The sequence below is a fragment of the Rhizobium skierniewicense Ch11 genome (assembly GCF_023757665.1).
In the GTDB taxonomy this organism is placed as follows: Bacteria; Pseudomonadota; Alphaproteobacteria; order Rhizobiales; family Rhizobiaceae; genus Agrobacterium; species Agrobacterium skierniewicense.
On record NZ_RXPG01000021.1, the window covers coordinates 58,031 to 81,416 of the forward strand.

A 23,386-nucleotide genomic window follows, 5' to 3' on the forward strand; every position below is an offset into this window, starting at 1 on the left:
GGCGGTCCCATACCAATATGGCCAATTCGTGTCACCTGAAGGCACCTCACGAAGCTGTGTCGGCATGTGATTTTGACGCTACGCCGCACAAAAATGCAACAAGCCGGATGCGAGACGCATCCGGCTTTGCTTGAGGGCTGATGATATTAGTCGGTTACAGGCGGTAAGCGATGCTGTCGTTCCAGAAACGGTCCAGACGCTGAAGCATCTTGTTCATTTCGGCGAACTCGCCTGTGCCGATGCCGCCGACTTTTTCGATCGAGCCGATGTGGCGCTCGTACAGGCCTGCAACGGTTTCTGCGATGTCCTGGCCTTTTTCGGTCAGGCTGATACGAACCGAGCGACGGTCGATGCGGGAGCGCTGATGATTGATAAAGCCAAGGTCTACGAGCTTCTTGACGTTGTAGGACACGTTGGAGCCGAGATAGTAGCCACGCGAGCGGAGTTCGCCGGCGGTCAGTTCGGATGTGCCGATATTGAAAAGCAGGAGCGCCTGAACTGCGTTGACGTCATCACGACCCTGACGGTCGAACTCGTCCTTGATGACATCGAGAAGGCGGCGGTGGAGGCGCTCAACAAGGTGAAGCGATTCCATGTAGAGAGAGCGGATGGTTTCGTCCTGGGTATCGGAAACTGCGGCCTGTGGCTTTGCTTTGCTATTGATCATGACTGCCTCACTGTTTTGTTTGGCGGTGTTTGTTTGTTTCCCGCCTTGAGACCAAATCTAAGCAATGCGCATAAAATTCTACTTAAAATGCACGATTAACGAATGGTTACTTGCATGATTGGCTTTTGAGGCAACCTGGACCATGTCCAAAATAGACACAATCACATCTATAAATTTCAATGACTTAGGGGAAAAAATTGAGGAAAATCCGGCCTGAATTGCTTTAATTTTATGGTAAATCAATTCTTGAGCGTTCATCGTTTTGGCGTGAATCAAGCCAAAAAGCGACCTGGAATAGTATATAAACCGTTGATACGATGCCGTGCATGACAGGGACCACGGTGTTGGTTCCGTAAATATCGGGCCAGACCCTGTACATGGCAATCTGGGTGCCGGCCCCAATAACCCACATGACGGCACCCCAGGAAACGCCGAGCCACAGGCCCAGCGCGGCAACGGGAAACACGACCGCCAGACTGGTACCGGCCACACGCCAGGGCATGTTGAGCATATCGAAGCGCGCCAGCCCGTTCAGCGAATAGCCCGTGAGCATCGCCCAATATTGCAGGCCGAACCAGAAACACGAAAGGGACACCAGCCTTAAAAAGGTGATGTAAAGGATGTCGGCGAGCGACATTTTGGGCTGCAATAGAGAATCAGGTTCCATGGCTCCACGATAATGTCCGGTTGCGGGCGCGACCAGCAGATATTGCGCTTCGGCACGAGGAGTTGTCAAAACCCGTAACGATCTGTCGCATTCGCACATTGCATCCAGTGTGTTATGTCGAAATCGACTTGGAAGGACATCACAATGAGCGATAAGACACATCTCGTAGACCATATGACCGGCCACCGCCGCATGCGCAGAAATCGCAAGGCAGACTGGACCCGCCGCATGGTGCGGGAAAACATCCTGACCGTCGATGATCTGATCTGGCCCGTTTTCATCGTGCCTGGCACCAACATCATCGAGCCCATTCCGGCCATGCCCGGCGTGAGCCGCATGAGTGTGGACCGGTTGGTCGAGGCAGCCAAAGAAGCCGCCGACCTTGGTGTGCCGGCGATCGCAACATTTCCCAATATCGATCTGGCATTGCGTGACGAAACCGGATCGCAGGTTCTGAAAGCTGACAACCTCATCAATCAGGCGACCATTGCCGTCAAGAAAGCCGTACCGAATATCGGCCTGATAACCGATGTCGCTCTGGATCCCTTCACCAGCCATGGACATGACGGCATCTTGCGTGGCGACATCATCGTCAACGACGAGACGGTGGATCAGGTCGTCGAGGCCGCGATCATCCAGGCAGATGCAGGCTCCGACATCATCTCACCGTCTGAAATGATGGACGGGCGGATCGGCGCCATCCGTCGCGGGCTGGATGCCGCAGGCCATCAGGATGTCGGCATCATGTCTTACGCCACGAAATTTTCCTCCGGCTTCTATGGGCCCTATCGCGAAGCCATTTCCACCAGTGGACTGCTGAAAGGCGACAAGAACAGCTATTACATCAGCCCCGCCAACGGCATGGAAGCGATGCGAGACGCAGCGCTTGACGTTGAGGAAGGTGCAGACATGCTGATGGTCAAACCCGGCCTGCCCTATCTCGATATCTGCTGGCGCCTGAAGGACGCTTTCGGCCTGCCGACCTTTGCCTATCAGGTTTCGGGCGAGTACACGCAGATCAAGGCGGCGGCCATGAATGGCTGGATCGATGGCGACCGGGTGATGATGGAAACTCTTCTATGCTTCAAACGCGCCGGCTGCGATGGCATTCTCACCTATTTCGCCATTGAGGCTGCCAAGAAACTCGCCAAGGGTTGAAGCGGCGGATTATTGCATTCGGCGGTTTCAACACCATATTATTTCCCGAACAGGAGAAACACGTCGATGACACTCGACCCGAATGCAACATACGTCCCCACAGAAGACTGGCGCGCCTATAACGGCGTGCTGAGCCGTCGCGCCTTCGCCTTCATCCTCGATTACATCATCGTGGCGCTTCTCTGCATTCCGGCGGCTGTGATCATCTTTTTCCTCGGTGTACTGACACTGGGCCTGGGATTCATGCTCTTCCCCGCCATCTTCGTCATCGTTGCGGTGCTTTATTTCGGCATGACGCTTGGCAGTTCAGCTCAGGCAACACCGGGCATGCGGGCAGCGGGAATTGCCATGGCGCGGACGAACGGAAGGCGAATTGATTTTCTGTTGGCGACCGTGCACATCGCGCTCTTCTGGATCATAAATTCCGTCCTCACGCCGTTCATTTTGCTGGCCGGTCTGTTTACGGAACGCTCGCGCCTGCTGCACGACTTCCTGCTCGGCACCGTTATCGTAAGAACAATCTAAAATTCAAATAAAAGCCGCCGCGGGTGTCTGCAAATTGACGTGTAGCGCACGCGCGGCAGTTGACGTTTCGCATCTTTTTGTCATTCTGGCACGGAGGCTTGACGACAGTTTGAGGGCCGATGGCTGGAGAAGGGAGCGATCAGGGTTCGATGAACACGCAAGCAACACCGTCTCCGCAATTTTATCTGACCGCGCCTGCCACCTGCCCCTATTTGCCCGGCCAGCAAGAACGCAAGGTGTTTACCCATCTCGTCGGTCCGCGCGCTGCTGAGATGAACGATCTTCTGACCCAAGGCGGCTTTCGCCGGTCCCAAAACATTGCATATCGTCCCGCCTGCGAGACATGCCGTGCGTGTGTCTCTGTGCGTATTCTGGTAGATGGGTTCACGCCGACGAAATCCATGCGGCGTGTGATGAGCCTCAATAGCGATCTTGTCGCGACCGTTCATCAGTCCGAGCCGTCAACCGAGCAATTTTCCCTCTTCCGTCGCTATCTTGACCGACGCCACCAGTCCGGCGGCATGTCGGATATGTCGGCACTGGATTACGCCGTAATGGTGGAAGACACCCACGTCAACACCCGCATCATCGAGTATCGCAAGCGCGAGCCGGGCTACGGCATCGATGAGACAAAGCGGGGTGAACTTGTTGCTGTTGCGTTGACAGACACGATGAGCGACGGCCTTTCGATGGTCTATTCCTTCTTCAATCCCGATTTCGAAAAGCGTTCGCTTGGGACCTTCCTCATCATTGATCACATATCGAGAACACGGTCACTTGGTCTGCCCCACGTTTACCTTGGCTATTGGGTCGATGGTTCAGATAAGATGGGCTACAAGACCCGCTACCATCCTCAGGAACATCTGACGCCGCGGGGCTGGGAACTGTACGAGCCGGAGACGAGCTCGCCTCAAACACCGTAAAGACAAGCAGGAAACCGCGTGCAGATACGATTTCACACCATTCTCGCGGCAGGTTCGCTTGTCTTGCTGGCAGCATCCGCGCAAGCCCAAACCGACTGGCGCCCAAGCGAACAGATAAAGACCTACACCGTCAGCGGCAACACGGGCTTTGCACTCTACGAGTCCATTGGCGAACGCGGCCCGCAGGCTGGCGTTCAGGCTGTTGCGCATACAACCTTCAAGCTGACATGGCGGCGTGATTACAGACCCCAGCCGGATGGCGCATGCGTTTTGGCAACGGCGCGGCCCAACCTCACCATCATTTACACCTGGCCAAAAGCACCGGCCAAACTTGCGCCCGAGGTTGCCGCAAGCTGGCAGCGTTTCATCTCCGGCGTTGAAAAACACGAGCGGGTGCACGGGGCGCATATTCTCGAAATGGTAAAAAAGATTGAAGCCTTCAGCGTGGGCCTGCGCGCCGAAAACGATCCCAAATGCCAGAGAGTCCGCGACGTCTTGCAACAGCGTTTGGGCGAACTGTCCAATGAACAACGCCAGCGTGGCCGGGATTTCGACAAGGACGAACTCTCGAACGGCGGCGCAGTGCACCAGCTGATTCTGGCACTTGTGAATGGCCCCTGATTATTCAGCCGCCTCGCCTTTCAGCACGGGTTCGGCCAGAATGGCGGTTTCAAGCTCGTAGGAATAGCCTTCCAGCATCGTGTAGGCCTGCTCGATGACGTCGATCTGCGTCTCCGCGTTACGAATGGCATCAGCGATCGACTGGCTGCGCGCCCGCAACATCGAGCCTAGGACGTCGGTCTCAGGCTTGCGGCCGAGCCGGTCCATGTGCTTGCGGACGCGCGCGCGATGGCGCTCCAGTTCCAGGATATGAAAGCGGCTCTTCAAGATATCATCGGTCAGCTTGCGGCGCATGGCGGCCACCGGATCGAAGCTGCCAGGCTCGCGCTCATCCAGAATGAATTCGTTGACCAGCGTTTCCAGCATCAGCAAGCCCTTGAGATCCTTGGCGTCCGCCAGTTGCGGATCATATCCGGTATCGTCGAATACCTTGCGCCGAACAGGGTCTTTCAACAGGTCATAGGCCAGTTGCAGCTTTTCGAATTGCTCGGCATCCCCGCCACTGTCGGGGTGAGCGCTTTTGGCCACCCTGCGATAAGCAGACTTGATCGCTGCCTCATCGGCATCGCGCTCAACACCCAGCAAAACATAAGGATCGATCACCGAAACACCTGTATCCGCATTCTTCAAAACAGCTCCCACCCGCAACGAGCGGGTTTGGCGACCTAGGGACCATACGAAATTTTCATCGCTCAAGGCACCCCTTCATCAAGGTTTTGAACGCAAAACAACGCAGGCGCTTGCGCTTTGACCAGTCTTGACACGCCATTGCCCGCAAATTTGTCGATGGCATGGCGAGGATCAAAACCGGGAAAACAAACATGGGGAGGAGAAGCGGAAACGGCCTCGTCACGAACCGAAAAATGACCCAACCACCAGGTTAAACATCGGTGTCAAAAGGGTTATGGTCTATTGCTAAAACGTGTTGTACCTTAAATTTCACTGTGGGGAGAAAGGGAGAACACCATGGCAGAAACGATCACGCAGACCGTCACTGATTACGTGCAGGCAATGACCGATGGAGATGCGAGCTTGCTGCGCGCCGTGTTCGATCCGCGCGCCAACATCGTAGGAAACTATGAGGGTGCGACAGACTGGCTGTCTCTCGAAGATTTTATCCATCAGATCCGCTCATCCGACCAAGGACAGACTGACAACCCGCCACAATTGCAAATTCTCGGCATCGACCAGACCGGCGACACCGCTTCCGTCAAACTCACGACGCGCCTCGCCGGCATGGACTTCTGCGAATATCTATCGCTGCTACAACGCGACAAAAACTGGACCATCATACACCGTCTCTATTATCTCAACGGATAAGCGGAGCCAGCGACAAACCGCAGTTTCAGAACTTTTTCTTCGGACCAATGAAATTTCCACTTTACACCACGAGAGAATCTGGTAATTCCACCCCCACTGGATTGCCCTTGTAGCTCAGTTGGTAGAGCACCTGATTTGTAATCAGGGGGTCACGAGTTCGAACCTTGTCGGGGGCACCAGTTTTCTCTTTCAAATTTGAAATGATCATTTTAGCGCAGCCGCGATAGGCTTGCGCGACAGCGCGGGTTCCGCATCCGACGCGTCACCCCAGATCCAGCGTCATGACCACCGGACAATGATCAGACGCCTTGGGGCGGTCCCAGCCTGTGCGGGGATAGCGTGCCACATCTTGCCCCGGCGGAAATATCGTTCGGTAGGGTTGGCCGGCGCGGATGATTTCTGGGATATGGTGGGCGTTGATCTCGGAAAGATGCGATGAGAGCCAGATGTAGTCGAGCTGGCAGAGATGCTGTTCCTGTGGTCCGCGTGAGTGGTAGAGCGTCCAGCGGTCCATCACATCGCGGCGGAGCATCGGGTTGATGGCGAAACCGTCCTTGCTGAGAACATCGAGCGCGCTGCGTTCTTCGGTCATCGGCGTGAAGCTGTAGCCGGTGCGGCGGTTGCCGGAGATGGCCACGCGTTCCTGGTAGTCGTTCATGTCGCCGCAGATGGCGAAGTTCACGGAGCGGGTCTTGTCCGCTCCGAAGCGGTTTTCGATAATGCGACGGATGGCGCGGATCTCTGCTTCGCGGATGGGCATGGTGGAAAGCCGGGCATCGCCCGCCTCACGGGCATTGGTCATGGATTTCAGATGCGTCACATACAACGTGAACGGCTTGCCGCCGATCCGCAGGTCGAGCTCCAGACAATCCCGTTTGAAAATCTTGTCGTCGATGCGGTTCGTCAGCGACAGTTCCGGCGTAAACAGCTCGAGCTCGCGGTACGTCAGCGTTGCGTGGCTTTTGATCTCGACAAGCTCAATCTTTTCACCATCCAGCGTTTCCTCGCGCATGATGACGGCGACATCGATGCCGCGACCATCATTGCCTTCCACCAGATATTTCTGACGATAGCCATTGCCCACCATGCGGTAGAGGTAGCCATATTCGAAGGCCTGAAGGGCCGCCATATTATCGACTTCCTGCAAGCAAAGAATGTCCGCATCGGCATCAGCGATGGCCAGCGCGGAAAGCTGGCGGGTATCATCGGTCGATGCCAGCATGCGCGCGCTTTCCAGCGCCTGATAGGTTGCCTCATCACGAACATCGAAAAGCTGCATCGCACGGTCTCGCCGCGTCTGGTTGCGAAAGCCGGTGTAATCGAAACGCGTCATCAGGTTTTCGATATTGAACGTGGCAAGCCGCAGCGACATGGTGCATTCCCTGTTGGTCGCCGCCAGACTATCCGTTTCTCGCATCACGGCAAGCTGAGAGGCGCCACGCCGAGCGGATGATGACGGGAAACAACGCTCCGATAGCGGCAGGCTCACGGGAATAGGCGCGCAGCATCTGCCCGTCCGGCAACGTCAGCCGCAAAGCGTAACGTTCGCCTTCGTAGAGAATGGTCGTGACACGGCACGGAATGCCTTCGGCATCTTGGATCACATCCTGCGGACGCACCAGAACGTCACCTGGCGGTGACGTTGAGACGTTGCCAATGAAGACCTCCCTCAACACGCTCCAGTCCATCGACCGTGGTGCGGTCTCCGGCAAGGTCAGGGAGAGGATAGCGCCCTGCCCCACGAGACCGCCGACAAGCTTTCCTTCCGGGCGCGCATAGAGGTCGGCGGGCGCTGCCATTTGTAACAGCTTGCCCTCGGACATGACGGCCACATCGGTTGCGAGTGCCATGGCCTCGGCTTGGTCATGGGTGACATAGACCATGGTCGCCCCCGATGTGGCGTGGAATTCGCGAAACGTTTCTTCCATTTCCTGGCGCAGGTGACGGTCGAGATTGGCCAGCGGCTCGTCCAGCAACACCACGTCGGGTGCGGTGACAAGGCAGCGCGCCAACGCCACGCGCTGTCTCTGGCCGCCGGAAAGCTCGGATGGGCGGCGGTCCGCATAGGCCGCAAGCCGCACCGTCGCCAAAGCATCTGCCACCTTGGCATGGTAACGTTCACCGCTGATCCCGCGCACTTTCAGCGGGTAGCCGGCATTCTCCGCCACCGTCATATGCGGCCACAGCGCGTAGGACTGGAACACCATCGCCATGTTGCGGCGCTCCGGTGGCACCATGCTTCCGGCATCGGCCAGCACCCGTTCGCCTAACAGGATGGAGCCATCCGTCGGTTGCTCGAAACCGGCGATCATCCGCAGGACCGTCGTCTTGCCGCAACCGGAAGGGCCGAGCAGCGCCAGGAAGCCTCCTTCGCGAATGGTAATGGAGACATCGTCCACTGCGGGTTTTGCGCCGCCGAAGCTCTTGGACAGACGGTTGAGGATCAGTTTCGCCACGGTACGACTCCCTTCGGCAGTTTTCGGCCCAGCACTTCCAGAAGCAGCATGAGAACGACCACCATGGCCACCACCAGAACGGACAGAGCGGAGGCGAGATTGAAACTACCGCTGTCATCGAGATTGTAGATCACGACGCCCAGCGTCTGCGTTCCGGCAGACCAAAGCAGTGCCGACACCGTCAACTCGTTGCAGGCAATGAGAAACACCAAAATGACGGAAGCGCCCGCAGCAGGCCCGACCAGCGGCAGGATGATATCGAACATCCGACGCCAGAAGCCTGCTCCGGCCAGCCGTGCGGCCTCTTCCAGCGCCGGGTCGAACTGCGTGAAGGCTGAGACCATCGGCTTCAGGCTGACGGCGAAGAAGGAGGAGAAATAGGCCAGCAGAATGATCCACAGCGTGCCGTACAGCGTCACGCCAAGCAGCGGGATGGGGGCGGCAAACAAAAGAACATAGGACACCGAAATGACCACGCCGGGAAGCGCATAGGGAATGTCCACCAGCGCCGAGAGGAGGAACATGAAACGGCTTTTGCCGCGCACCAGAAAATAGGCCGTCAACACCGTCACCGCCAGCAGACATAGTGATGTGGCGGTTGCCAGAAACAGGGAATTGGCAAAGGCCGTGCGCGTGACCGCCTGCCGGAACAGAATTTCCTCATAGGCATGCAGCGTTGCCGTCTTCGTGGTTAGGGGCACGCCGTAAGCAGGAGCAAGGGAACTGGAGATCAACGCCATGAGCGGAGCCACCAGCATGAAGAAAATGCCGAGCCACAGTGCTGTTTCCGCCAGCCCGCACCATGGCCCGAGCGTGAAAGTCGCAGCCTTGCCGGACAGGCCAATAATGCGGTAATCGCGACCCTTCATTGCCCGTTCCTGAATGGCAAGACCAAGAACGGAGATGATGGCGATCATGCCTGAGAGCATGGCAATATCGCCGAAGGTGCTGGTACCGAAGCTGGCAAAGCGGCTGTAGATCAGCGTTGGCAACGTGAAGATGGATGCGGGAATCCCGAGAATGGCCGGAATGCCGAAATTGCCCACACCGGAAACGAATGAAATGGCAGCACCAGCGATCAGTCCCGGCATGGCCAATGGCAGGATGATGTGCTTGAGCACCTGCCAGGAGGACGCGCCGGAAAGTTTCGCCGCCTCGATACCGTCCTGTGGCAACGCCAGCAGCCCGGCGCGCAGGGACAGGTAAACCAGCGGCGCATGCTGCACGCCCAAGAGCAAGGCAATGCCGCTGATGGAATAGAGCGGCTGCGGCGAACCCAAAGGCGGCGCAAGGCCGATGGCTTTCAAAAGCGTGCTGGATGGACCCGTCATGCCGATCCACGACAATGCTGTCACCTGCGGCGGGATCATCATCGGCAGCATGAAAAGAAAACTCAGAGCCGACTTGGCCCTGATATCGCACAGCGTCAGCGCCAAGGCGAAACCAGACCCGATCGCCAGTGAAATGACCATCCCGAAAAACGAAGTGGAGAGCGTATTGAGCCCGGCCTGCCACAAGGCCGGGTCGCTCAGCAGTGGCCACATGTCACCTTTGAGTGACGAGAGAATGCCGGTATAGGCCAGCCGCCCGAGCGGCAGTGCGCTGAGCAGAAAGACGACTGAAACAACAAAGGGAAACAGCCAGCGAGGCTGGCTGTTTCCACTGTTCGAAACCGTTTGCATGAAGCTGCATCAGCCCTTGGAGTCGAAAATATCGGAGAAGGTTTTCAGGTCCTTCTCGGAATTCTTCAATGCTTCTGGCGCGTTGATCGGCAGAACCTTGATCTTGTCGCGCGCAGGGAAACCCTCTGGCAGGGCAACGTCGTTGCGGGCCGGAATGTAGCCGAGTTTGACGAAGCCTTCTTGGCCTTTGGCCGACAAAACGTAATCCACGAACAACTTGGCCGCATCGGCATGTTTGGTATGGGCGAGAATACCGACTGGCTCGGTCACGGCCGAAACGCCCTCTTCCGGGAAGACGAACTCAACCGGTGCGCCCTTGGCTTTCTCACGGATCGGCATGTAATCGACGACGATGCCGTAAGCTTTCTCGCCGGAAGCGACCGACTTCAAAACTGCACCATTACCGCCAGCGGCAATCGCGCCATTGGCCTTCAGCGCCTTGTAATAATCCCAGCCGAGGCTACCGGCACCGGCCAACGTCTGCGTATGGATGAGAGCGGCACCCGAGGTCAGCGGGCTTGGCATGGTGACAAGGCCCTTGGCTTCCGGCTTCTCCAGATCCTTCCAGCTCGTCGGCTTCATTGCAGCTTGCGTATTGTACATGATGCCGGTGGTGATGAGCTTTGTGGAATAATAATAGCCATCAGCATCATAAAGGGCGGCATCGAAATGGGCAGCCTCCGGCGATTTATAGGCCAGCAACTGCTTGGCCTGCTTCATACGCTCCAGCGTCACCGTGTCGGCAATCAGCAGAACGTCGGCCGCAGCATTGCCCGCCTCGATTTCCGCCATCAGCTTCGCCATGATCTTCGGTGTTCCGTCCCGCACCCACTCGATATCGATGCCGGGATTGGCGGCCTTGAAACCATCGACGGTGGCCTGAGCATCCTCATTCGGCTGGCTGGTGTACAGCACCAGATCAGCGGCGTGCGCTCCGCCGACCATAATACCGAGCGAAACGATGGCGGTGAAAGCCGAAACAAGCGTTTTCATGAATGGAGTTCCTGTTGGTATGTGACACCGCTAAAACACATGTCCATAACATGTATGTGACAGGAAGCTTTCAGACGCCGATTACAATGTCACCGTACCCTTTATCAGCAGCGTTACCGCTCCACCGATCCAGATATCATCGCCAATCTTGTCGACACTGACGCGCCCTGCCCGGCCAAGAACCGTGCCCTGGCTCGCGACGTAGCTGACAGGTGCGATGCCTTTGCCGATCAGCCATTGCGCGATACCAGCATTCAGACTGCCGGTGACCGGATCTTCATAGCCATCCGCAAAGGCTCTGAGCTCGAAATCTGCCTCGATCGTATCATGAGCGCTGCAAGGGGCTGCTATGCCGACTTTCAAGCCGCCAAGGACGGGATAAATCGGTTTGACGTTCAAAACATCCTGTCGCGATCGCAGCAACAGCGATACCCAGCCGGGACCGTTATCCGTCCAGCTGGAATCGACAACCGCATCTGACGACAGACCAAGCCCGGCAAGCACGTGGTCGAGCGTGTCCGTATCGACCGGGCCGGATTTGCGCAAAGGTGGTGCTGCAAACGCCAGCTTTCCGTCCGAGACCCTGATCCGAACCAGCCCGGCCTCACATTCCTGAACCACCTCCGTCCTGTCAGTTTTACCCTGACGGGACAGCCAGACATGACAGGTGCCAAGCGTTGGATGACCTGCGAATGGCAGCTCCCCATGCGGGGTAAAAATCCGGACCCGATAATCGGCATCGCCAGATGTGGGTTTCAACAGAAACGTCGTTTCACTCAGGTTCGTCCAATTCGCAAAGTCCGCCATCTGCGCATCCGAAAGGCCATCCGCATCGCAGACGACGGCAAGCGGGTTGCCTTTCAACGGCTGGGCAGAAAAGACGTCTACCTGTTGAAATGCGTGGCTGCTCGACATGAAGAAAACCTCTTCGCTAAAAACAAGAAATGCAAAATGTTAGCCATCCTCGGGCGTGTCCCGAGGATCTGACCAAGTTTGATGTTGGCGTGTGTAAGATTCGTGGGACAAGCCCGAGGATGACGGAGACGTTGGGAGCCAAAGTTATGGCTCGCAATTTACACCAGCGGCATCGTCGCGTTGGATGTCGTCTCCGCACTGGCAATCAGACGACCGAGACGTTTGATGCCTTCATCAATCATCTGCTCGTTGGCGCAGGAGAAGCTGATGCGCAGCGTGTTCGCGCCAGAACCGTCGGCGAAAAACGCCTTGCCGGGAACAAAGGCAACGCGTTCCGTGGACAGCGATTTGGCCAGCAATTCTGCACCATCCATACCTTCAGGCAGCGTCACCCAGACAAACATGCCGCCTTCAGGCTTCGTCCAGCTGGCGAATTTCGGCATGTACTTATCGAGAGCAGCCAGCATCGCATCACGACGCGCACTGTAAGCGGCCTTGATTTTCGCCACCTGCTTGTCGAAGCCGCGCGATGCGACGTGCTCGATCGCCATCTGGTTGATGGTCGAGGAGTGGAGGTCTGCCGCCTGCTTCATCAAAACCAGCTTGCGAATGACTGGCATGGCAGCAACCACAAAGCCGACACGCAGGCCCGGGGCCAGTGTCTTGGAGAAGCTACCGGAATAGATCGTGCGGGTCTTTTCGATACCGCCGCTGCGAGCGATATCCAACGCCAGAATTGGCGTGATCGGCTCGCCGTCAAAACGCAGGTTCTGATATGCACCGTCTTCCAGAACAGCGATATCCAGCTCGTCGGCCAGTTCCAGCAATTTCTTGCGGCTTGCCAGATCCACCGTCTCGCCGGTTGGATTGGAGAAATCCGCCGAGAGATAGGCGAATTTCACCGAGCCACCAGCCTTGGTAGCGTTGTCGCGGTAGGTCTGCGGCGTGCGGTTGCCGTTCGGATTCAACTGATCATAGGTCGGCTCATAGGCGTTGAAGGCCGAGAGGGCACCGAGATAGGTCGGCCACGTCACCAGTGCCGTATCGTTGGGCGACAGGAACAGCTTGCCAAGATAGTCAAGGGCCTGCTGCGACCCCGATGTGATGAACACGTTATCGACCGAGCATTCGATGCCGATCTTTTCCATGTCCTTGACGATCCACTCGCGCAACGGCTTGTAGCCTTCGCTGACGGAATATTGCAGGGCAGCGTTGACCTGCGGACCGGAAAAGATATCCGCATAGGCCTGCTTGAATTCCTGGTCAGGAAACAGCGCAGGATCCGGAATGCCACCGGCAAAGGAAATGATATCCGGCTGCTCCAGCAGCTTCAGCAATTCACGAATTTCAGACGCCTTCATGCGCAAAGAGCGTGTGGCGAAAATCTGTTCCCAATCCAGCATGGGTTCGTTTCCTCTCATGTTTTTTTCTGCGCACAGATGTATCAAAGACGCAATAGGTCAGCAATGCTGACTTATCGTGTTTTGGTACGGTTTTCCAGAATTTCCGTGCGGTCTCCCAAAGGCCGCATACGCATACATGCTGGCACGAGAGTCTACAATCAACCTTGCCATGGATTGACGCCGACGTGTTTTAAGGTTCGATTGCCAGCAAAACGATTTGACCCATGGAGGAGAACATCAAATGCTCAAGAATATCGACCCGGCTCTCAATGCCGATGTGCTGCACGCCCTGCGCGCCATGGGCCATGCTGACAGGCTGGTCATAACCGACACCAACTTCCCCTCCGACAGCATAGCCCAGCACACCGTTGTTGGTCAGGTCTTGCGCATGGAAAATATTTCCGCCGCCCGTGCCATCAAAGCCATCCTCTCCGTCCTCCCCCTGGACACCCCGATCCAACCCTCCGTCGGACGCATGGAAGTCATGGGCGCTCCGGAGCAGATCGAGCCGGTGCAGGCAGAAGTGCAAAAGGAAATCGACGCCGCAGAAGGCACATCAGCCCCGATGTACGGCATCGAGCGCTTTGCCTTCTACGAGCAGGCGAAAGATGCCTATTGCGTGATTACGACCGGTGAGACGCGGTTTTATGGCTGCTTCATCCTGACGAAGGGCGTGATTGCGCCGACCGCTTAGCCCGGATTGGTTCCCGTTGACGTAAAAACTGTTTCAGTTCCAGATAACGACACATGCCGTGGTTGGGGAGACGGGCACTCCCCGCCACGCGAGGAGCGTTGACCGACGGGATGTGGCATCGGAACCGGTGAGGCGTTAGCGACCTTGCGTCGCTCTCCGCATATGTTTTCAAAGTCAGCGCCCAGCGGCTGAATGCAGCATCCGCCAGTCAGACAAGATCAACGGACTATGGAATATCTGACGTGGAGAAGGTTCCGTCTGCGTTGTAGTTGACCAAGATCTTTCTCAGTCCCGTCGTAAAATCGCAGCGTGCGGCATGACTTTCATCATAAAAAATGGCGTCTCCGTCGGGCACAAAGCCCGTCTTGACGAAGAAGACCTGTTGCGGTGAACACGTGACCATGCTGTTGGGTGGAGGCGTAATGTAGCTGGAAAGCATGATGCACCCTTCCGCACTCAAGGCCGCCACACCCCAGCAAAGCTCCGGAAAAGGAGACGGATCGTAAGGCGGAAGATTGACCCCGAATGCTCCTGCCGCAATTTCTGGGCTGTAGATCGGATGCGACAGTCCAAGTGGGTTGAGACTGAGAACCGAGCTGTTGAGCGCGTTTGTCGACTTTGTCGACGTGAGTTCGACCCGTCGTATTGCCCGTACTGTGTTGATTGGCCATCGGGCTTCGTTTTCCACGGCAAAGGTCGCGGGTTGTGGCACTGTCGTTCCGGGAGCGGTACTGACGGCGCCGGCGTAGATTTGCCTGCCGAGTTCAAAGCTGATCTCGGAACCGGTGCTCGAAAACTCGTCGACAGCTCGGCAGCCGATGCTGCTCGATGAAATCGAAGCGATTGTTGAGGAGGACTGGAATTCCGCCCTCTTCTGGAAGACATGGAAATGCTGCAGACGCGGTGAAAGGTTTCTGACGATAATCTTGTAGTGCAAACTTGTCATAGCGGTCCACGATCCGGTTGGGGACGAAGTCTGCCCGCCGCCATCATGCAGCGGACAGACTGTGTGGCACATACGGTTGACGCACTTGGGGGTAGCCGCTCGTCAACCGTTGGCGCACAACGCCTACTGAAGCTGAGCGCTCCAGTTACCATTCGCCAGAAGGCTCACATTGCATGTCGTGTAGCCGCCCGTGAAATCGGCAATGGCGGCGTTAATGCTGGATTGCGTGAAATTCATCACGCTGCCCGGCGTGTAGGAACCTGTCTGGACGTAATATTTGAGGATCGGTTGGCAATCGGTGTAGCCCATCGGGTCAGCCTGCACGAAGTTCGACAGAATGATTCCACCATTGACGGCAACGGCTGAGCCGACGTTGAAGTACGGTGGAGAGGTGAAGCTCGGCGTTGCGACACGAAACGCGCCGGGCTGAATACCGGGACCATTCGTCGGCACGGAAAGACCCACAGGCGCGACCGTCGCCGTTGTAAGATCGTTTGGCGAACCGGAAGCCCCAGCGGCAGGCGCGAGATCGATAGGGCGGCTTGCGGATGCAAAGCCGGAGGAAGCACCGACCTGAGGCGGGGTGTTTGCCTGTTGAATGCCCGCATAGAACTGCATATTCACTTCGAACGTCAAGATTGCACCGGTTTGGTCGTAATTTCCCAACGACTGAGAAAACAGGCTGTTGGAGTACACGGCCCCACCGCCGGTATAGATAGCGGGTTGCTGGAAGAAGTAGAAATTCTGTGTCTGTGGCTCGTAGTTCTTCACGTTGATGGTCAGTAGAGTAGACATGGGCAACTATCCTCAAAAGTTTGGAGTGAAACAGGGATGCTGGTTGTGAAGAACGCTTTACCCACTCACATAAACAACCCTGAGACGAATATGTACAAACCAATTCGTAGAAACAATCTTAAGTTGTTTAGCTGAGCGTGATATTGCCCCTAAGTTTAACCTCAGCGTCATAATCGCTCCGCCGGGATCGCTTCGAGCAAGGCCAGCAGTCGCGTCTGAACCGTTGCGGATCTGCTGCGAAGCAACAGGATCCATCGCATCTCAAGGGCCGAGATCGAATTGTTCCTGTGCCAGTCCATCGTGCCACGCCCCAGCAGTAGCCAATCAAGAGAAACATCGAGCAGCGTGGCGAGAGAACAGGCACTTTCCAGCGAGGTGTGACCACCGTTCTGCCAGCGGGACACCGCAGCAACGGAGACATCGAGTTCAGCAGCGACGGCGTGCACCTTGCGAATGTGGCTTCGGGTGATGGCCTCGCGAATGCGCTTGCCTCTTTCCAAATCATTCGCCATGACGCAACTCCTGCTTACTCTAATTTAAGTAAACACTCTTTAGTTGTATCTGAAGAATAAGTCACGCATAAAGAGCATTTACTTTACTCTTAGTTGCACTTGGTTGTGGTACCCGTTGTTTTCTTTGAACTTTTCCCCGCCGTTGTCGACCCGAACGGAAAATCAGCTGGCGCTGTTCATCCGAATGTTACAAACGGCCTGCCTCACACGTCATACATTCTGCTGAGAGACAGCCGTCACATCGGCTTTCAGGATAACGAACAAAAAAATGCCCGCAAAAGCGAAGCTTTGCGGGCATTTGATACTCTTTCGCGTTCATCATCGACTGGGCTTACTCGAAACCCAAATCGAAGTGAGACCAGAAGATTTAGTTCACGGCCTTGTCGACCAGCTTGTTCTTGCCGATCCAAGGCATCATGCCACGCAACTTGGCGCCGACTTCCTCGATCTGGTGGGTGTCGTTCATGCGGCGAATGCCCTTGAAGCGCGAGCCACCGGCACGGTATTCCTGCATCCAGTCGGACGTGAACTTGCCGGTCTGGATGTCGGTCAGAACGCGCTTCATTTCGGCCTTTGTTTCGGAAGTGATGATGCGAGGACCGGTGACGTATTCGCCCCACTCGGCAGTGTTGGAAATCGAGTAGTTCATGTTGGCGATGCCGCCTTCGTAGATCAGATCCACGATCAGCTTCACTTCGTGCAGGCACTCGAAATAGGCCATTTCTGGTGCGTAACCAGCTTCGGTCAGCGTTTCGAAACCGGCGCGGATCAGCTCGACGAGACCGCCACACAGAACGACCTGTTCGCCGAAGAGGTCGGTTTCGCACTCTTCGCGGAAGTTGGTTTCGATGATGCCGGAGCGACCGCCGCCAACGCCGCAGGCGTAGGACAGAGCCACCTCAAGTGCGTTGCCGGATGCGTTCTGGTGAACGGCAACGAGGCAAGGAACGCCGCCGCCCTTCTGGTATTCGCCGCGGACCGTATGGCCTGGGCCCTTCGGGGCGATCATGACGACGTCGAGCGACGACTTTGGCTCGATGAGGCCGAAGTGGACGTTGAGGCCATGCGCGAACGCAATCGCGGCACCATCGCGGATGTTGTCGGCAATGTCTGCCTTGTAGATGTCGGCCTGAAGTTCGTCAGGCGTTGCCATCATCAAGAGGTCTGCCCACTTTGCTGCTTCTGCAACGGTCATGACCTTGAAGCCATCGGCCTCAGCCTTCTTGATGGTGCCCGACCCGGCCTTCAAAGCGATGACGATATTCGTCTGACCGCTGTCTTTCAGGTTGAGCGCATGCGCCCGGCCCTGTGAACCATAACCGACGATGGCGACATTCTTCGCCTTGATGAGATTGAGATCGGCATCACGATCGTAATAGACGCGCATTTCGGTAGTCCTTCCTTGGATATTTAACGGTGTTTAGACCGGAATTCAGGCGACCTTTCCGCCCATTTCCGAATGTATTTTTTCCGTGCCGTAGAGCGTCAGAAAGGCCGCAACGGCCTTGCGTGCCCGGACGGAAAAATCCTTAGCCTGCTGCGCTTCACCGAGCAGCATGCGCACATGCAGGTCGGATACGATCAGGCCATAAAAACTGCGATAGGCGTCTTCAAGATCATCAAAGCGCAGATAACCGGAGCGGCGACCGGCCTCGATGAGCCCACGCGACCGCTTGTCGATCTGGCGGCGACCACGCTCCAGAAGGAGGTTACCAAGCTTTGATCCATCGCGGCTTGCCTGTCCGATGGCAAGGCGATTCAACGCCAGCGAGACATCGCCCGCCAGAACATCGAGAAGATCATGGGCAAAGACTTCGAGATGGTCAGTCAACTGCGCAGCGGAAACGCGGTCACCCGCCTTTTCAAACGTGCGAACCTTGCTCTGTTGAAACGTGATCATCGCCGCCAGCAGACCGTCCCGATCTCCAAACCACTTGTAGAGGCTCTCTTTGGAACAATTGGCGGCACGCGCCAGACCGGAAGTGGTCAGCGCTTTTTCCCCGCCCTCGACCAGAAGACGCAACGCCTGTTCCAGAACGGCGTTCTGGCGCGGCGAAAATTCCTGCGCTGTGATCGGATCGGTTCCCACCTTGTCCACTCCCTCTACCCAAAATGTACCGTACGGTACGGTTCGAATGCTGTTTAAGGGTGGCAGAGAAAAGGGTCAAGAGTTTTTTCGAGGAAGACGAAAGAATTGACGCGCCGCAATATGAGGGTCGGCAAAAATAGGGTTAAGTCGGAGGCCCTCAGGCTTCCGCCTCGAAATGCTGGCGCGCAGTCTTGACCGCCTCATGGTTTTCCAGCGCCCATTTGATGACCTCAGACAGAGGACTGTAAAGTGAGCGCCCAAGCGGCGTCATGCTGTATTCCACACTCGGTGGTTTGGTGGCGAAAACCTCTCGATGAATGTAACCATCGCGCTGGAGGTCGCGCAATGTCTGCGTCAACATGCGTTGCGAAATATCTGGCACCATGCGACGCAACTCGCCGAAGCGGTAAGGCCTATCGGCCAAGGCCTGCAGCAGCAGAGTAGACCACTTGCCACTGATCTGGTTAAGAAGGTCGCGCACCGGGCAATTACCGAAATCCAGATTGCGGAAGTCGGGCCGTGGGGCAGATGCTGTCGGCTTCAGTCTGGAAATCGTCGCACTCATGGTGGTTCCCTTTTGGTAACGTACAGCAATAAAAATGCCTTCTTTACAGCAGCTCGTCAATTCTTATTCTATCCCTACTCTCTTTTTGAGACCATAAGGAAAAGGAAATATCGATGAGCAAGATTCTCGTAACCGGCGCCTCCGGCCAACTGGGACAGGCTGTTATTCGGCACCTCTTGGAAACCTACGGGGTTCCTGCATCCGACATCGTCGCTGCCAGCCGCAACACGACCAAGCTTTCAGCACTTGCCGCCAAGGGTGTCGAAACCCGCACCGCTGATTTCGATGACGCCCATTCACTCGACAACGCCTTTGCTGGCATCGACACCGTGCTTCTCATTTCGACGGATGCACTTGCCGTTGCCGGCCAGCGTCTGACACAGCACAAGGCAGCTGTCGCCGCCGCTGCCAAGGCAGGCGTCAAGCACCTCGCCTACACTTCCATGCCAAACCCGGACAAATCCCTGGTCACATTCGCACCTGACCATCTCGGCACCGAGGAAGCCATCAAGGCCAGCGGCCTGCCTTACACAATCATCCGTAACGCCTGGTATAACGACAACTACCTTCACGCCATGCCGCACAACCTGGCAAGCGGCCAGTGGTTTACGGCCATGGGTGACGGAAAGGTTTCCAACCTCTCACGCGACGAGTGCGCCCGTGCGGCCGCCGCCGCACTGGCCAAGGGTAAGGCCGAAAACAAGACTTACACCGTAACCGGCCCGCAATCGCTCAATGCCGACGAGATCGGCGCCATCATATCGCAGGTCGCCGACAAGCCATTGGCAGTCATCAAGGTATCACCCGGTGATCTGCAAAAGGGCATCGAGGGCGCTGGTCTTCCCGGCTTCGTTGCCGAAATGCTGGCATCAGCCGACGCCAACATCGCGGCTGGCAACTTCGATCTCGTCACCAGCGATTACGAAACACTGACGGGCGAAAAGCCGCAGACATCTGAGGCATTTTTCAAGGCACACAAGGCCGCGCTTCTCTCGGCTTGATGAGATTGCAAGGGCTTGCGGAGGCTGCCCGACAGCCTCGGAGCGTTGTCTCGTCAAAGGGAAACATTCTGCCGGAGCAGGTTTCCGGCAGGACAGCGGTGATTGGCGTAGAGCGTATCTCGAGGTCCTCTCAGGCCAATCACCTTTCACCCTGGCGCGGGGATGTCGTACCCATCCATTTGGTTGAAACGGACGACCCATTTGCCTGTGCGGCTTGGCCGTCTCCCATCGTTACGGCACACGGCGACCCAACCTCACCCCTCGTCCTTCAGCGTTTCTTTCTGTGTAATCAACCGCGCACTGTGCTGGCCGCTCAGATAAATCCAGAGCCAGCTCCACGCCACGGCAAGTCGTGAGCGCGTGCCAATGAGAAAATAGATATGGGCAAGGCCCCATATCCACCATGCCAGAACACCTGTCAGCTTGATTCTGCCAAAATCCGCGACCGCCGCACTTTTGCCGATCGTTGCGAGATTGCCCTGGTGGCGGTAATGGAATGGAGGATGGTCCGTCTTTCCCGCAAGACGAGCGGCAATAACCTCGGCCACATAAGCACCTTGCTGCTTGGCCGCAGGCGCAACACCCGGCACAGGTTTTCCGTTGTCTTGGGTAACGGATGCCGTATCACCGATCACAAAAATATTGGGATCACTGGGAATGTTGAGTTGCGGGCTGACTTCCGCTCGACCTGCCCTGTCAGCTGTCGTCTCCAGCCACTTTGCAGCGGGCGACGCCTGAACACCGGCGGCCCAGATCATGGTGCGGGCAGGCGTAAAGTGCTCGCCAATCTTAACACCTTCTTCTGTACAGGCCGAAACTGGAGTGCCGAGCAGAACCTCGACGCCAAGCTTTTCCAAGGCGCGCTTGCTGTAGGCGGAAAGATCTTCAGTAAAAGCGGGCAGCACCCGTTGTCCCGCCTCGACCAACAGAACCCGCGTCTTTCGCGTATCGACGTTTCGAAACTCGGGTGGCAGGGCTTTGTGCGCGAGTTCCGCAATCATACCCGCCATCTCGACGCCCGTCGGACCGGCACCAATGACAACAAATGTCAGGTGAGCCTGCTTTTCCTCTTCCGTTGCCGCGAGTTCGGCACGCTCGAAAGCCAGCAGAAGGCGGCGGCGGATGGTCGTGGCATCCTCCAGCGTCTTCAAACCAGGCGCATGCTTTTCCCAGGCGTCATTGCCGAAATAGGCATGGCGTGCACCGGTAGCGAGCACCAGCGTGTCGAAGGAAATGGTGTCACCGGATTTTAGAATCACGGCCCGCTTCTGGCGATCGATGCCGCCGACTTCCGACAAAAGCGTGGTCACTTCGGGTCGGTCGCGATACAGCCGCCGGATTGGCCAGGCGATCTCGGATGTGGCAAGCGCCGTGGTCGCAACCTGATAAAGCAACGGCTGGAACAGGTGGTGGTTGCGGCGATCAATCAGAGTGATGCGAACCGGTACGCCCTTCAGCCCGTGAACGACTTGCAGTCCGCCAAAGCCTCCCCCAACAACGACGACGTGATGCTCCTGCATGAAAAATGCCCTTCTCAGAATCAATTGGCCGCGCAGTTCATGCGCGGCCTGCAATATAAGGGTAAAAATGGATGGGTGTTATGAATTAGGCTGACCGCAGGCGCCACAAAAACGCCGTACCGTTTCCGCCATTCCGAACTCCAGCGCATCAGCCGTGAGACCATGGCCGATGGAAACCTCTCTGAGATAGGGAATGCGGTCAATCAGTGCTGGCATGTTGGCAACGGTCAGATCGTGACCGGCATTGACCTCCAGCCCAAGAGCTTTGGCGTGATCGGCAGTTGTACCCAGTTTTTCCAGCCATATCTGCGCCATCTCCGGACTATCGTAACACCCGCCATAGGGACCGGTATAAAGCTCGATACGTGCCGCACGCGTATCCGCCGCGAGCTGAACTGCGTCCTTGTCCCCATCACCGTCCGCAAACAGCGAAACACGCATACCGCCTGCCGTCAGCCGCGCCACGGTCTCTTTTAAAAACGTGGCGTGCTTTCGAAAGTCCCAACCGTGATCAGAGGTCGCTTGCGATGGATCATCAGGCACCAGCGTGACCTGTTCGGGTTGAGCTTCCTCGCACAAAAGCAGGAAATCTTCGGATGGATAACCCTCGATGTTGAACTCGGCCTGCGGAAACTCATCATCGATCAGGGCGCGCAAGACGGGCAGATCGGAAAACCGAATGTGTCGCTGGTCCGGGCGCGGGTGAACCGTCAAGCCTCCCGCGCCTGCCGCGAGCGCTATACGACCGAAATGAGCAACATCTGGCCAGGGCAGATCACGGCGATTGCGCAACATGGCGATGGCGTTGAGATTGACCGAAAGTGTAGCTGGCATGAGTGATTACCGCTTGCGTTGGACTGGAAACATTTCTGTTTCCTGTACTATCACGCCGTCCGCAAGCGATATGCAAAAAATATTTTAAAATCGATGGAACCAAACACGTGGCTGCGTGTTTGCCGGGCTATTGGGGTCCGGGGATTTATTTATGGCGAACGATTATTTCTTTTCAGAGACACTTCTCAACACACATTCCAACTTCGACGTATCATCCTCAGAAACAGGGCTTGAAGAGCTGCTGAAGGAGGAGTTGCCATCGCGAAGGTCTATTCCAGGCAGGGCGCGAAACGAGGCGCGATGGAGAGCAAGACCAATGCGCGAAAAGGAAGAACCGAAAAAGTCTGCGACATGGGCTGCCCCCCAGGCTGCCTGCAAAGGCTTTCTTCCCGACGTGGCAATGCCATCGCCGCTGCCGCCGGAGCCGGTGGCAATAGCAGACATGGCGAGTATGTTTGGCGTTACGCACCGCACACTGCATTTTTACGAAGAAAAAGCGATCATTTCCTCACGCCGCGCGGGCCTGATGAGAATTTACTCGCATCACGATGTACACCGTATGGCCGTTATCAACTTCTGCCGCGAGATCGGCATTCCCGTCGCGTCTATTCAAGATATCATGCAGAAGTTGACTGATGCTCCCTCTCAGGAAGCAGCCGATACGATCTTTCAGGACGTGCTTGCAGCGCGTAAGGCCGAGTTGGCCTCTGAAATCTCGACGGTGCGTCGACAAATCCAGCAGATCAGCGACATTCTGGTGACGGATGTCGCACAGACCGATGCCGATTTCGATCAGGATGGGCAAGACGATGTTCAGCTGAATGAGTTGGAACAGCAATGTTTGGAGCTCATGGCAGAAGGCTATGCGCCGGTCAGACTTTCCCGTACGCTGGGACTTTCGGCTCTTGAATTGCAAAATCTGGAATCCGGCATCATGGAAAAACTCAGCGCCAACAATCGCTTTCAGGCCGTTGCCAAAGCATTCATGCTGGGCGTGATCACAAATGACGCGGGACAAGACGCTCAGCCATAAGCTCGGCCGTTCACGTATAGATCCCAAGACAGAGCGCCCGGCACTCATCGCAAGATGACGTCGGGCG

25 protein-coding genes and 1 tRNA gene are annotated in these 23,386 nt (G+C 56.6%); 9 read left to right on the forward strand and 17 right to left on the reverse strand.

The genetic code is table 11. The annotated features are described in order from the left end of the window. Positions 1 to 154 precede the first annotated feature (154 nt). Positions 155 to 664, reverse strand: coding sequence for a transcriptional regulator LdtR (ldtR, locus tag EKM04_RS14520; protein WP_174153476.1), 510 nt, complete (start codon positions 662 to 664; stop codon positions 155 to 157). Positions 665 to 896: 232 nt separating this feature from the next. Then, the gene (locus tag EKM04_RS14525) at positions 897 to 1,334 is read right to left on the reverse strand and encodes a DUF6163 family protein (protein ID WP_183895590.1); all 438 of its coding nucleotides are present in this window, start codon (positions 1,332 to 1,334) and stop codon (positions 897 to 899) included. A 144-nt stretch (positions 1,335 to 1,478) separates the two neighbouring features. Between EKM04_RS14525 and hemB the strand changes: the two genes are divergently transcribed. From hemB to EKM04_RS14545, 4 genes are all read left to right on the forward strand, one after another. Further along, positions 1,479 to 2,492 carry a porphobilinogen synthase gene (gene hemB / locus EKM04_RS14530; protein WP_183895588.1) on the forward strand — a complete coding sequence of 338 codons (1,014 nt, stop codon included), beginning with the start codon at positions 1,479 to 1,481 and terminating at the stop codon, positions 2,490 to 2,492. A gap of 66 nt (positions 2,493 to 2,558) precedes the next feature. Further along, positions 2,559 to 3,017 carry an RDD family protein gene (locus EKM04_RS14535; protein WP_183895586.1) on the forward strand — a complete coding sequence of 153 codons (459 nt, stop codon included), beginning with the start codon at positions 2,559 to 2,561 and terminating at the stop codon, positions 3,015 to 3,017. Positions 3,018 to 3,166: 149 nt separating this feature from the next. Continuing rightward, a complete protein-coding gene (locus tag EKM04_RS14540) occupies positions 3,167 to 3,940 on the forward strand; it encodes an arginyltransferase (RefSeq protein ID WP_174153438.1) in 774 nt (257 codons plus the stop codon). A 39-nt stretch (positions 3,941 to 3,979) separates the two neighbouring features. Further along, positions 3,980 to 4,561, forward strand: a complete 582-nt coding sequence (locus EKM04_RS14545) for a DUF922 domain-containing Zn-dependent protease (protein WP_412762965.1) — start codon at positions 3,980 to 3,982, stop codon at positions 4,559 to 4,561. On the opposite strand, the gene EKM04_RS14550 is transcribed toward EKM04_RS14545, so the two are convergent. Further along, entirely contained in the window at positions 4,562 to 5,164 is a 603-nt protein-coding gene (locus EKM04_RS14550) for a J domain-containing protein (RefSeq protein WP_174153440.1), read from the reverse strand. It abuts the gene before it with no gap. 363 nt (positions 5,165 to 5,527) lie between these two features. On the opposite strand from EKM04_RS14550, the gene EKM04_RS14555 reads away from it, so the two are divergent. Both EKM04_RS14555 and EKM04_RS14560 read left to right on the forward strand, forming a co-directional pair. Continuing rightward, positions 5,528 to 5,881 (forward strand): nuclear transport factor 2 family protein, encoded by a 354-nt coding sequence (locus EKM04_RS14555; protein WP_183895584.1) that lies wholly within the window; start codon positions 5,528 to 5,530, stop codon positions 5,879 to 5,881. Between the two features lie 103 nt (positions 5,882 to 5,984). After that, positions 5,985 to 6,060, forward strand: a tRNA-Thr gene (locus tag EKM04_RS14560). Positions 6,061 to 6,143: 83 nt separating this feature from the next. On the opposite strand, the gene EKM04_RS14565 is transcribed toward EKM04_RS14560, so the two are convergent. From EKM04_RS14565 to EKM04_RS14590, 6 genes are all read right to left on the reverse strand, one after another. After that, complete coding sequence (locus EKM04_RS14565) at positions 6,144 to 7,253, reverse strand: endonuclease/exonuclease/phosphatase family protein (RefSeq protein ID WP_183895582.1); 1,110 nt, start codon at positions 7,251 to 7,253, stop codon at positions 6,144 to 6,146. Positions 7,254 to 7,281: 28 nt separating this feature from the next. Further along, positions 7,282 to 8,337, reverse strand: a complete 1,056-nt coding sequence (locus EKM04_RS14570) for an ABC transporter ATP-binding protein (RefSeq protein WP_183895580.1) — start codon at positions 8,335 to 8,337, stop codon at positions 7,282 to 7,284. Beyond that, positions 8,325 to 10,019, reverse strand: a complete 1,695-nt coding sequence (locus EKM04_RS14575) for an ABC transporter permease (RefSeq protein WP_183895578.1) — start codon at positions 10,017 to 10,019, stop codon at positions 8,325 to 8,327. Before EKM04_RS14575 ends, EKM04_RS14570 begins: the two co-directional genes overlap by 13 nt. Positions 10,020 to 10,028: 9 nt before the next feature. Further along, positions 10,029 to 11,012, reverse strand: a complete 984-nt coding sequence (locus EKM04_RS14580) for an ABC transporter substrate-binding protein (protein WP_183895576.1) — start codon at positions 11,010 to 11,012, stop codon at positions 10,029 to 10,031. Positions 11,013 to 11,093: 81 nt separating this feature from the next. Next, complete coding sequence (locus tag EKM04_RS14585; protein ID WP_183895574.1) at positions 11,094 to 11,927, reverse strand: PhzF family phenazine biosynthesis protein; 834 nt, start codon at positions 11,925 to 11,927, stop codon at positions 11,094 to 11,096. 158 nt (positions 11,928 to 12,085) lie between these two features. Further along, positions 12,086 to 13,330, reverse strand: a complete 1,245-nt coding sequence (locus EKM04_RS14590; RefSeq protein ID WP_183895690.1) for an aminotransferase-like domain-containing protein — start codon at positions 13,328 to 13,330, stop codon at positions 12,086 to 12,088. A 241-nt stretch (positions 13,331 to 13,571) separates the two neighbouring features. Between EKM04_RS14590 and EKM04_RS14595 the strand changes: the two genes are divergently transcribed. Next, complete coding sequence (locus EKM04_RS14595) at positions 13,572 to 14,024, forward strand: RbsD/FucU family protein (protein ID WP_183895572.1); 453 nt, start codon at positions 13,572 to 13,574, stop codon at positions 14,022 to 14,024. Between the two features lie 226 nt (positions 14,025 to 14,250). Here the strand turns inward: EKM04_RS14595 and EKM04_RS14600 are convergent, their stop codons facing one another. The 6 genes from EKM04_RS14600 to EKM04_RS14625 all read right to left on the reverse strand — a co-directional run bounded on the left by EKM04_RS14600 (position 14,251) and on the right by EKM04_RS14625 (position 18,931). Further along, positions 14,251 to 14,970, reverse strand: a complete 720-nt coding sequence (locus tag EKM04_RS14600; protein WP_183895570.1) for a hypothetical protein — start codon at positions 14,968 to 14,970, stop codon at positions 14,251 to 14,253. Positions 14,971 to 15,093: 123 nt separating this feature from the next. After that, a complete protein-coding gene (locus EKM04_RS14605; RefSeq protein WP_174153450.1) occupies positions 15,094 to 15,765 on the reverse strand; it encodes a hypothetical protein in 672 nt (223 codons plus the stop codon). A gap of 167 nt (positions 15,766 to 15,932) precedes the next feature. Beyond that, on the reverse strand, positions 15,933 to 16,277 hold the full coding sequence (locus EKM04_RS14610) for a helix-turn-helix domain-containing protein (RefSeq protein WP_183895568.1): 345 nt from the start codon (positions 16,275 to 16,277) through the stop codon (positions 15,933 to 15,935). A gap of 367 nt (positions 16,278 to 16,644) precedes the next feature. Further along, entirely contained in the window at positions 16,645 to 17,664 is a 1,020-nt protein-coding gene (gene ilvC, locus EKM04_RS14615; protein ID WP_183895566.1) for a ketol-acid reductoisomerase, read from the reverse strand. A gap of 45 nt (positions 17,665 to 17,709) precedes the next feature. Further along, complete coding sequence (locus tag EKM04_RS14620) at positions 17,710 to 18,366, reverse strand: TetR/AcrR family transcriptional regulator (RefSeq protein WP_174153478.1); 657 nt, start codon at positions 18,364 to 18,366, stop codon at positions 17,710 to 17,712. Positions 18,367 to 18,523: 157 nt separating this feature from the next. After that, positions 18,524 to 18,931 carry a winged helix-turn-helix transcriptional regulator gene (locus EKM04_RS14625; RefSeq protein WP_183895564.1) on the reverse strand — a complete coding sequence of 136 codons (408 nt, stop codon included), beginning with the start codon at positions 18,929 to 18,931 and terminating at the stop codon, positions 18,524 to 18,526. Positions 18,932 to 19,044: 113 nt separating this feature from the next. Here EKM04_RS14625 and EKM04_RS14630 point away from each other — a divergent pair, with 113 nt between their 5' ends. Then, on the forward strand, positions 19,045 to 19,932 hold the full coding sequence (locus EKM04_RS14630; protein WP_183895562.1) for an SDR family oxidoreductase: 888 nt from the start codon (positions 19,045 to 19,047) through the stop codon (positions 19,930 to 19,932). Between the two features lie 254 nt (positions 19,933 to 20,186). Here EKM04_RS14630 and EKM04_RS14635 read toward each other — a convergent pair whose 3' ends face one another. After that, positions 20,187 to 21,452: an NAD(P)/FAD-dependent oxidoreductase gene (locus tag EKM04_RS14635; protein ID WP_183895560.1), complete on the reverse strand. Its 1,266-nt coding sequence runs from the start codon at positions 21,450 to 21,452 to the stop codon at positions 20,187 to 20,189. 78 nt (positions 21,453 to 21,530) lie between these two features. Next, positions 21,531 to 22,286, reverse strand: a complete 756-nt coding sequence (locus EKM04_RS14640) for a pyridoxine 5'-phosphate synthase (RefSeq protein ID WP_183895558.1) — start codon at positions 22,284 to 22,286, stop codon at positions 21,531 to 21,533. A gap of 316 nt (positions 22,287 to 22,602) precedes the next feature. Between EKM04_RS14640 and EKM04_RS14645 the strand changes: the two genes are divergently transcribed. Further along, positions 22,603 to 23,319 (forward strand): MerR family transcriptional regulator, encoded by a 717-nt coding sequence (locus EKM04_RS14645; RefSeq protein WP_183895556.1) that lies wholly within the window; start codon positions 22,603 to 22,605, stop codon positions 23,317 to 23,319. The last annotated feature ends 67 nt before the right edge of the window (positions 23,320 to 23,386 follow it).

Excerpts from the sequence above, each read along its gene's own strand:
- EKM04_RS14635 (WP_183895560.1), bottom strand. The coding sequence starts at position 21,452 with ATGCAGGAGCATCACGTCGTCGTTGTTGGGGGAGGCTTTGGCGGACTG.
- EKM04_RS14575 (WP_183895578.1), bottom strand. The coding sequence starts at position 10,019 with ATGCAAACGGTTTCGAACAGTGGAAACAGCCAGCCTCGCTGGCTGTTT.
- EKM04_RS14630 (WP_183895562.1), top strand. The coding sequence starts at position 19,045 with ATGAGCAAGATTCTCGTAACCGGCGCCTCCGGCCAACTGGGACAGGCT.
- EKM04_RS14565 (WP_183895582.1), bottom strand. The coding sequence starts at position 7,253 with ATGTCGCTGCGGCTTGCCACGTTCAATATCGAAAACCTGATGACGCGT.
- EKM04_RS14540 (WP_174153438.1), top strand. The coding sequence starts at position 3,167 with ATGAACACGCAAGCAACACCGTCTCCGCAATTTTATCTGACCGCGCCT.
- EKM04_RS14585 (WP_183895574.1), bottom strand. The coding sequence starts at position 11,927 with ATGTCGAGCAGCCACGCATTTCAACAGGTAGACGTCTTTTCTGCCCAG.
- EKM04_RS14610 (WP_183895568.1), bottom strand. The coding sequence starts at position 16,277 with ATGGCGAATGATTTGGAAAGAGGCAAGCGCATTCGCGAGGCCATCACC.
- EKM04_RS14555 (WP_183895584.1), top strand. The coding sequence starts at position 5,528 with ATGGCAGAAACGATCACGCAGACCGTCACTGATTACGTGCAGGCAATG.
- EKM04_RS14605 (WP_174153450.1), bottom strand. The coding sequence starts at position 15,765 with ATGTCTACTCTACTGACCATCAACGTGAAGAACTACGAGCCACAGACA.
- EKM04_RS14535 (WP_183895586.1), top strand. The coding sequence starts at position 2,559 with ATGACACTCGACCCGAATGCAACATACGTCCCCACAGAAGACTGGCGC.
- EKM04_RS14600 (WP_183895570.1), bottom strand. The coding sequence starts at position 14,970 with ATGACAAGTTTGCACTACAAGATTATCGTCAGAAACCTTTCACCGCGT.
- EKM04_RS14590 (WP_183895690.1), bottom strand. The coding sequence starts at position 13,330 with ATGCTGGATTGGGAACAGATTTTCGCCACACGCTCTTTGCGCATGAAG.
- EKM04_RS14625 (WP_183895564.1), bottom strand. The coding sequence starts at position 18,931 with ATGAGTGCGACGATTTCCAGACTGAAGCCGACAGCATCTGCCCCACGG.
- EKM04_RS14645 (WP_183895556.1), top strand. The coding sequence starts at position 22,603 with ATGCGCGAAAAGGAAGAACCGAAAAAGTCTGCGACATGGGCTGCCCCC.
- hemB (WP_183895588.1), top strand. The coding sequence starts at position 1,479 with ATGAGCGATAAGACACATCTCGTAGACCATATGACCGGCCACCGCCGC.
- EKM04_RS14640 (WP_183895558.1), bottom strand. The coding sequence starts at position 22,286 with ATGCCAGCTACACTTTCGGTCAATCTCAACGCCATCGCCATGTTGCGC.
- ilvC (WP_183895566.1), bottom strand. The coding sequence starts at position 17,664 with ATGCGCGTCTATTACGATCGTGATGCCGATCTCAATCTCATCAAGGCG.
- EKM04_RS14595 (WP_183895572.1), top strand. The coding sequence starts at position 13,572 with ATGCTCAAGAATATCGACCCGGCTCTCAATGCCGATGTGCTGCACGCC.
- EKM04_RS14525 (WP_183895590.1), bottom strand. The coding sequence starts at position 1,334 with ATGGAACCTGATTCTCTATTGCAGCCCAAAATGTCGCTCGCCGACATC.
- EKM04_RS14580 (WP_183895576.1), bottom strand. The coding sequence starts at position 11,012 with ATGAAAACGCTTGTTTCGGCTTTCACCGCCATCGTTTCGCTCGGTATT.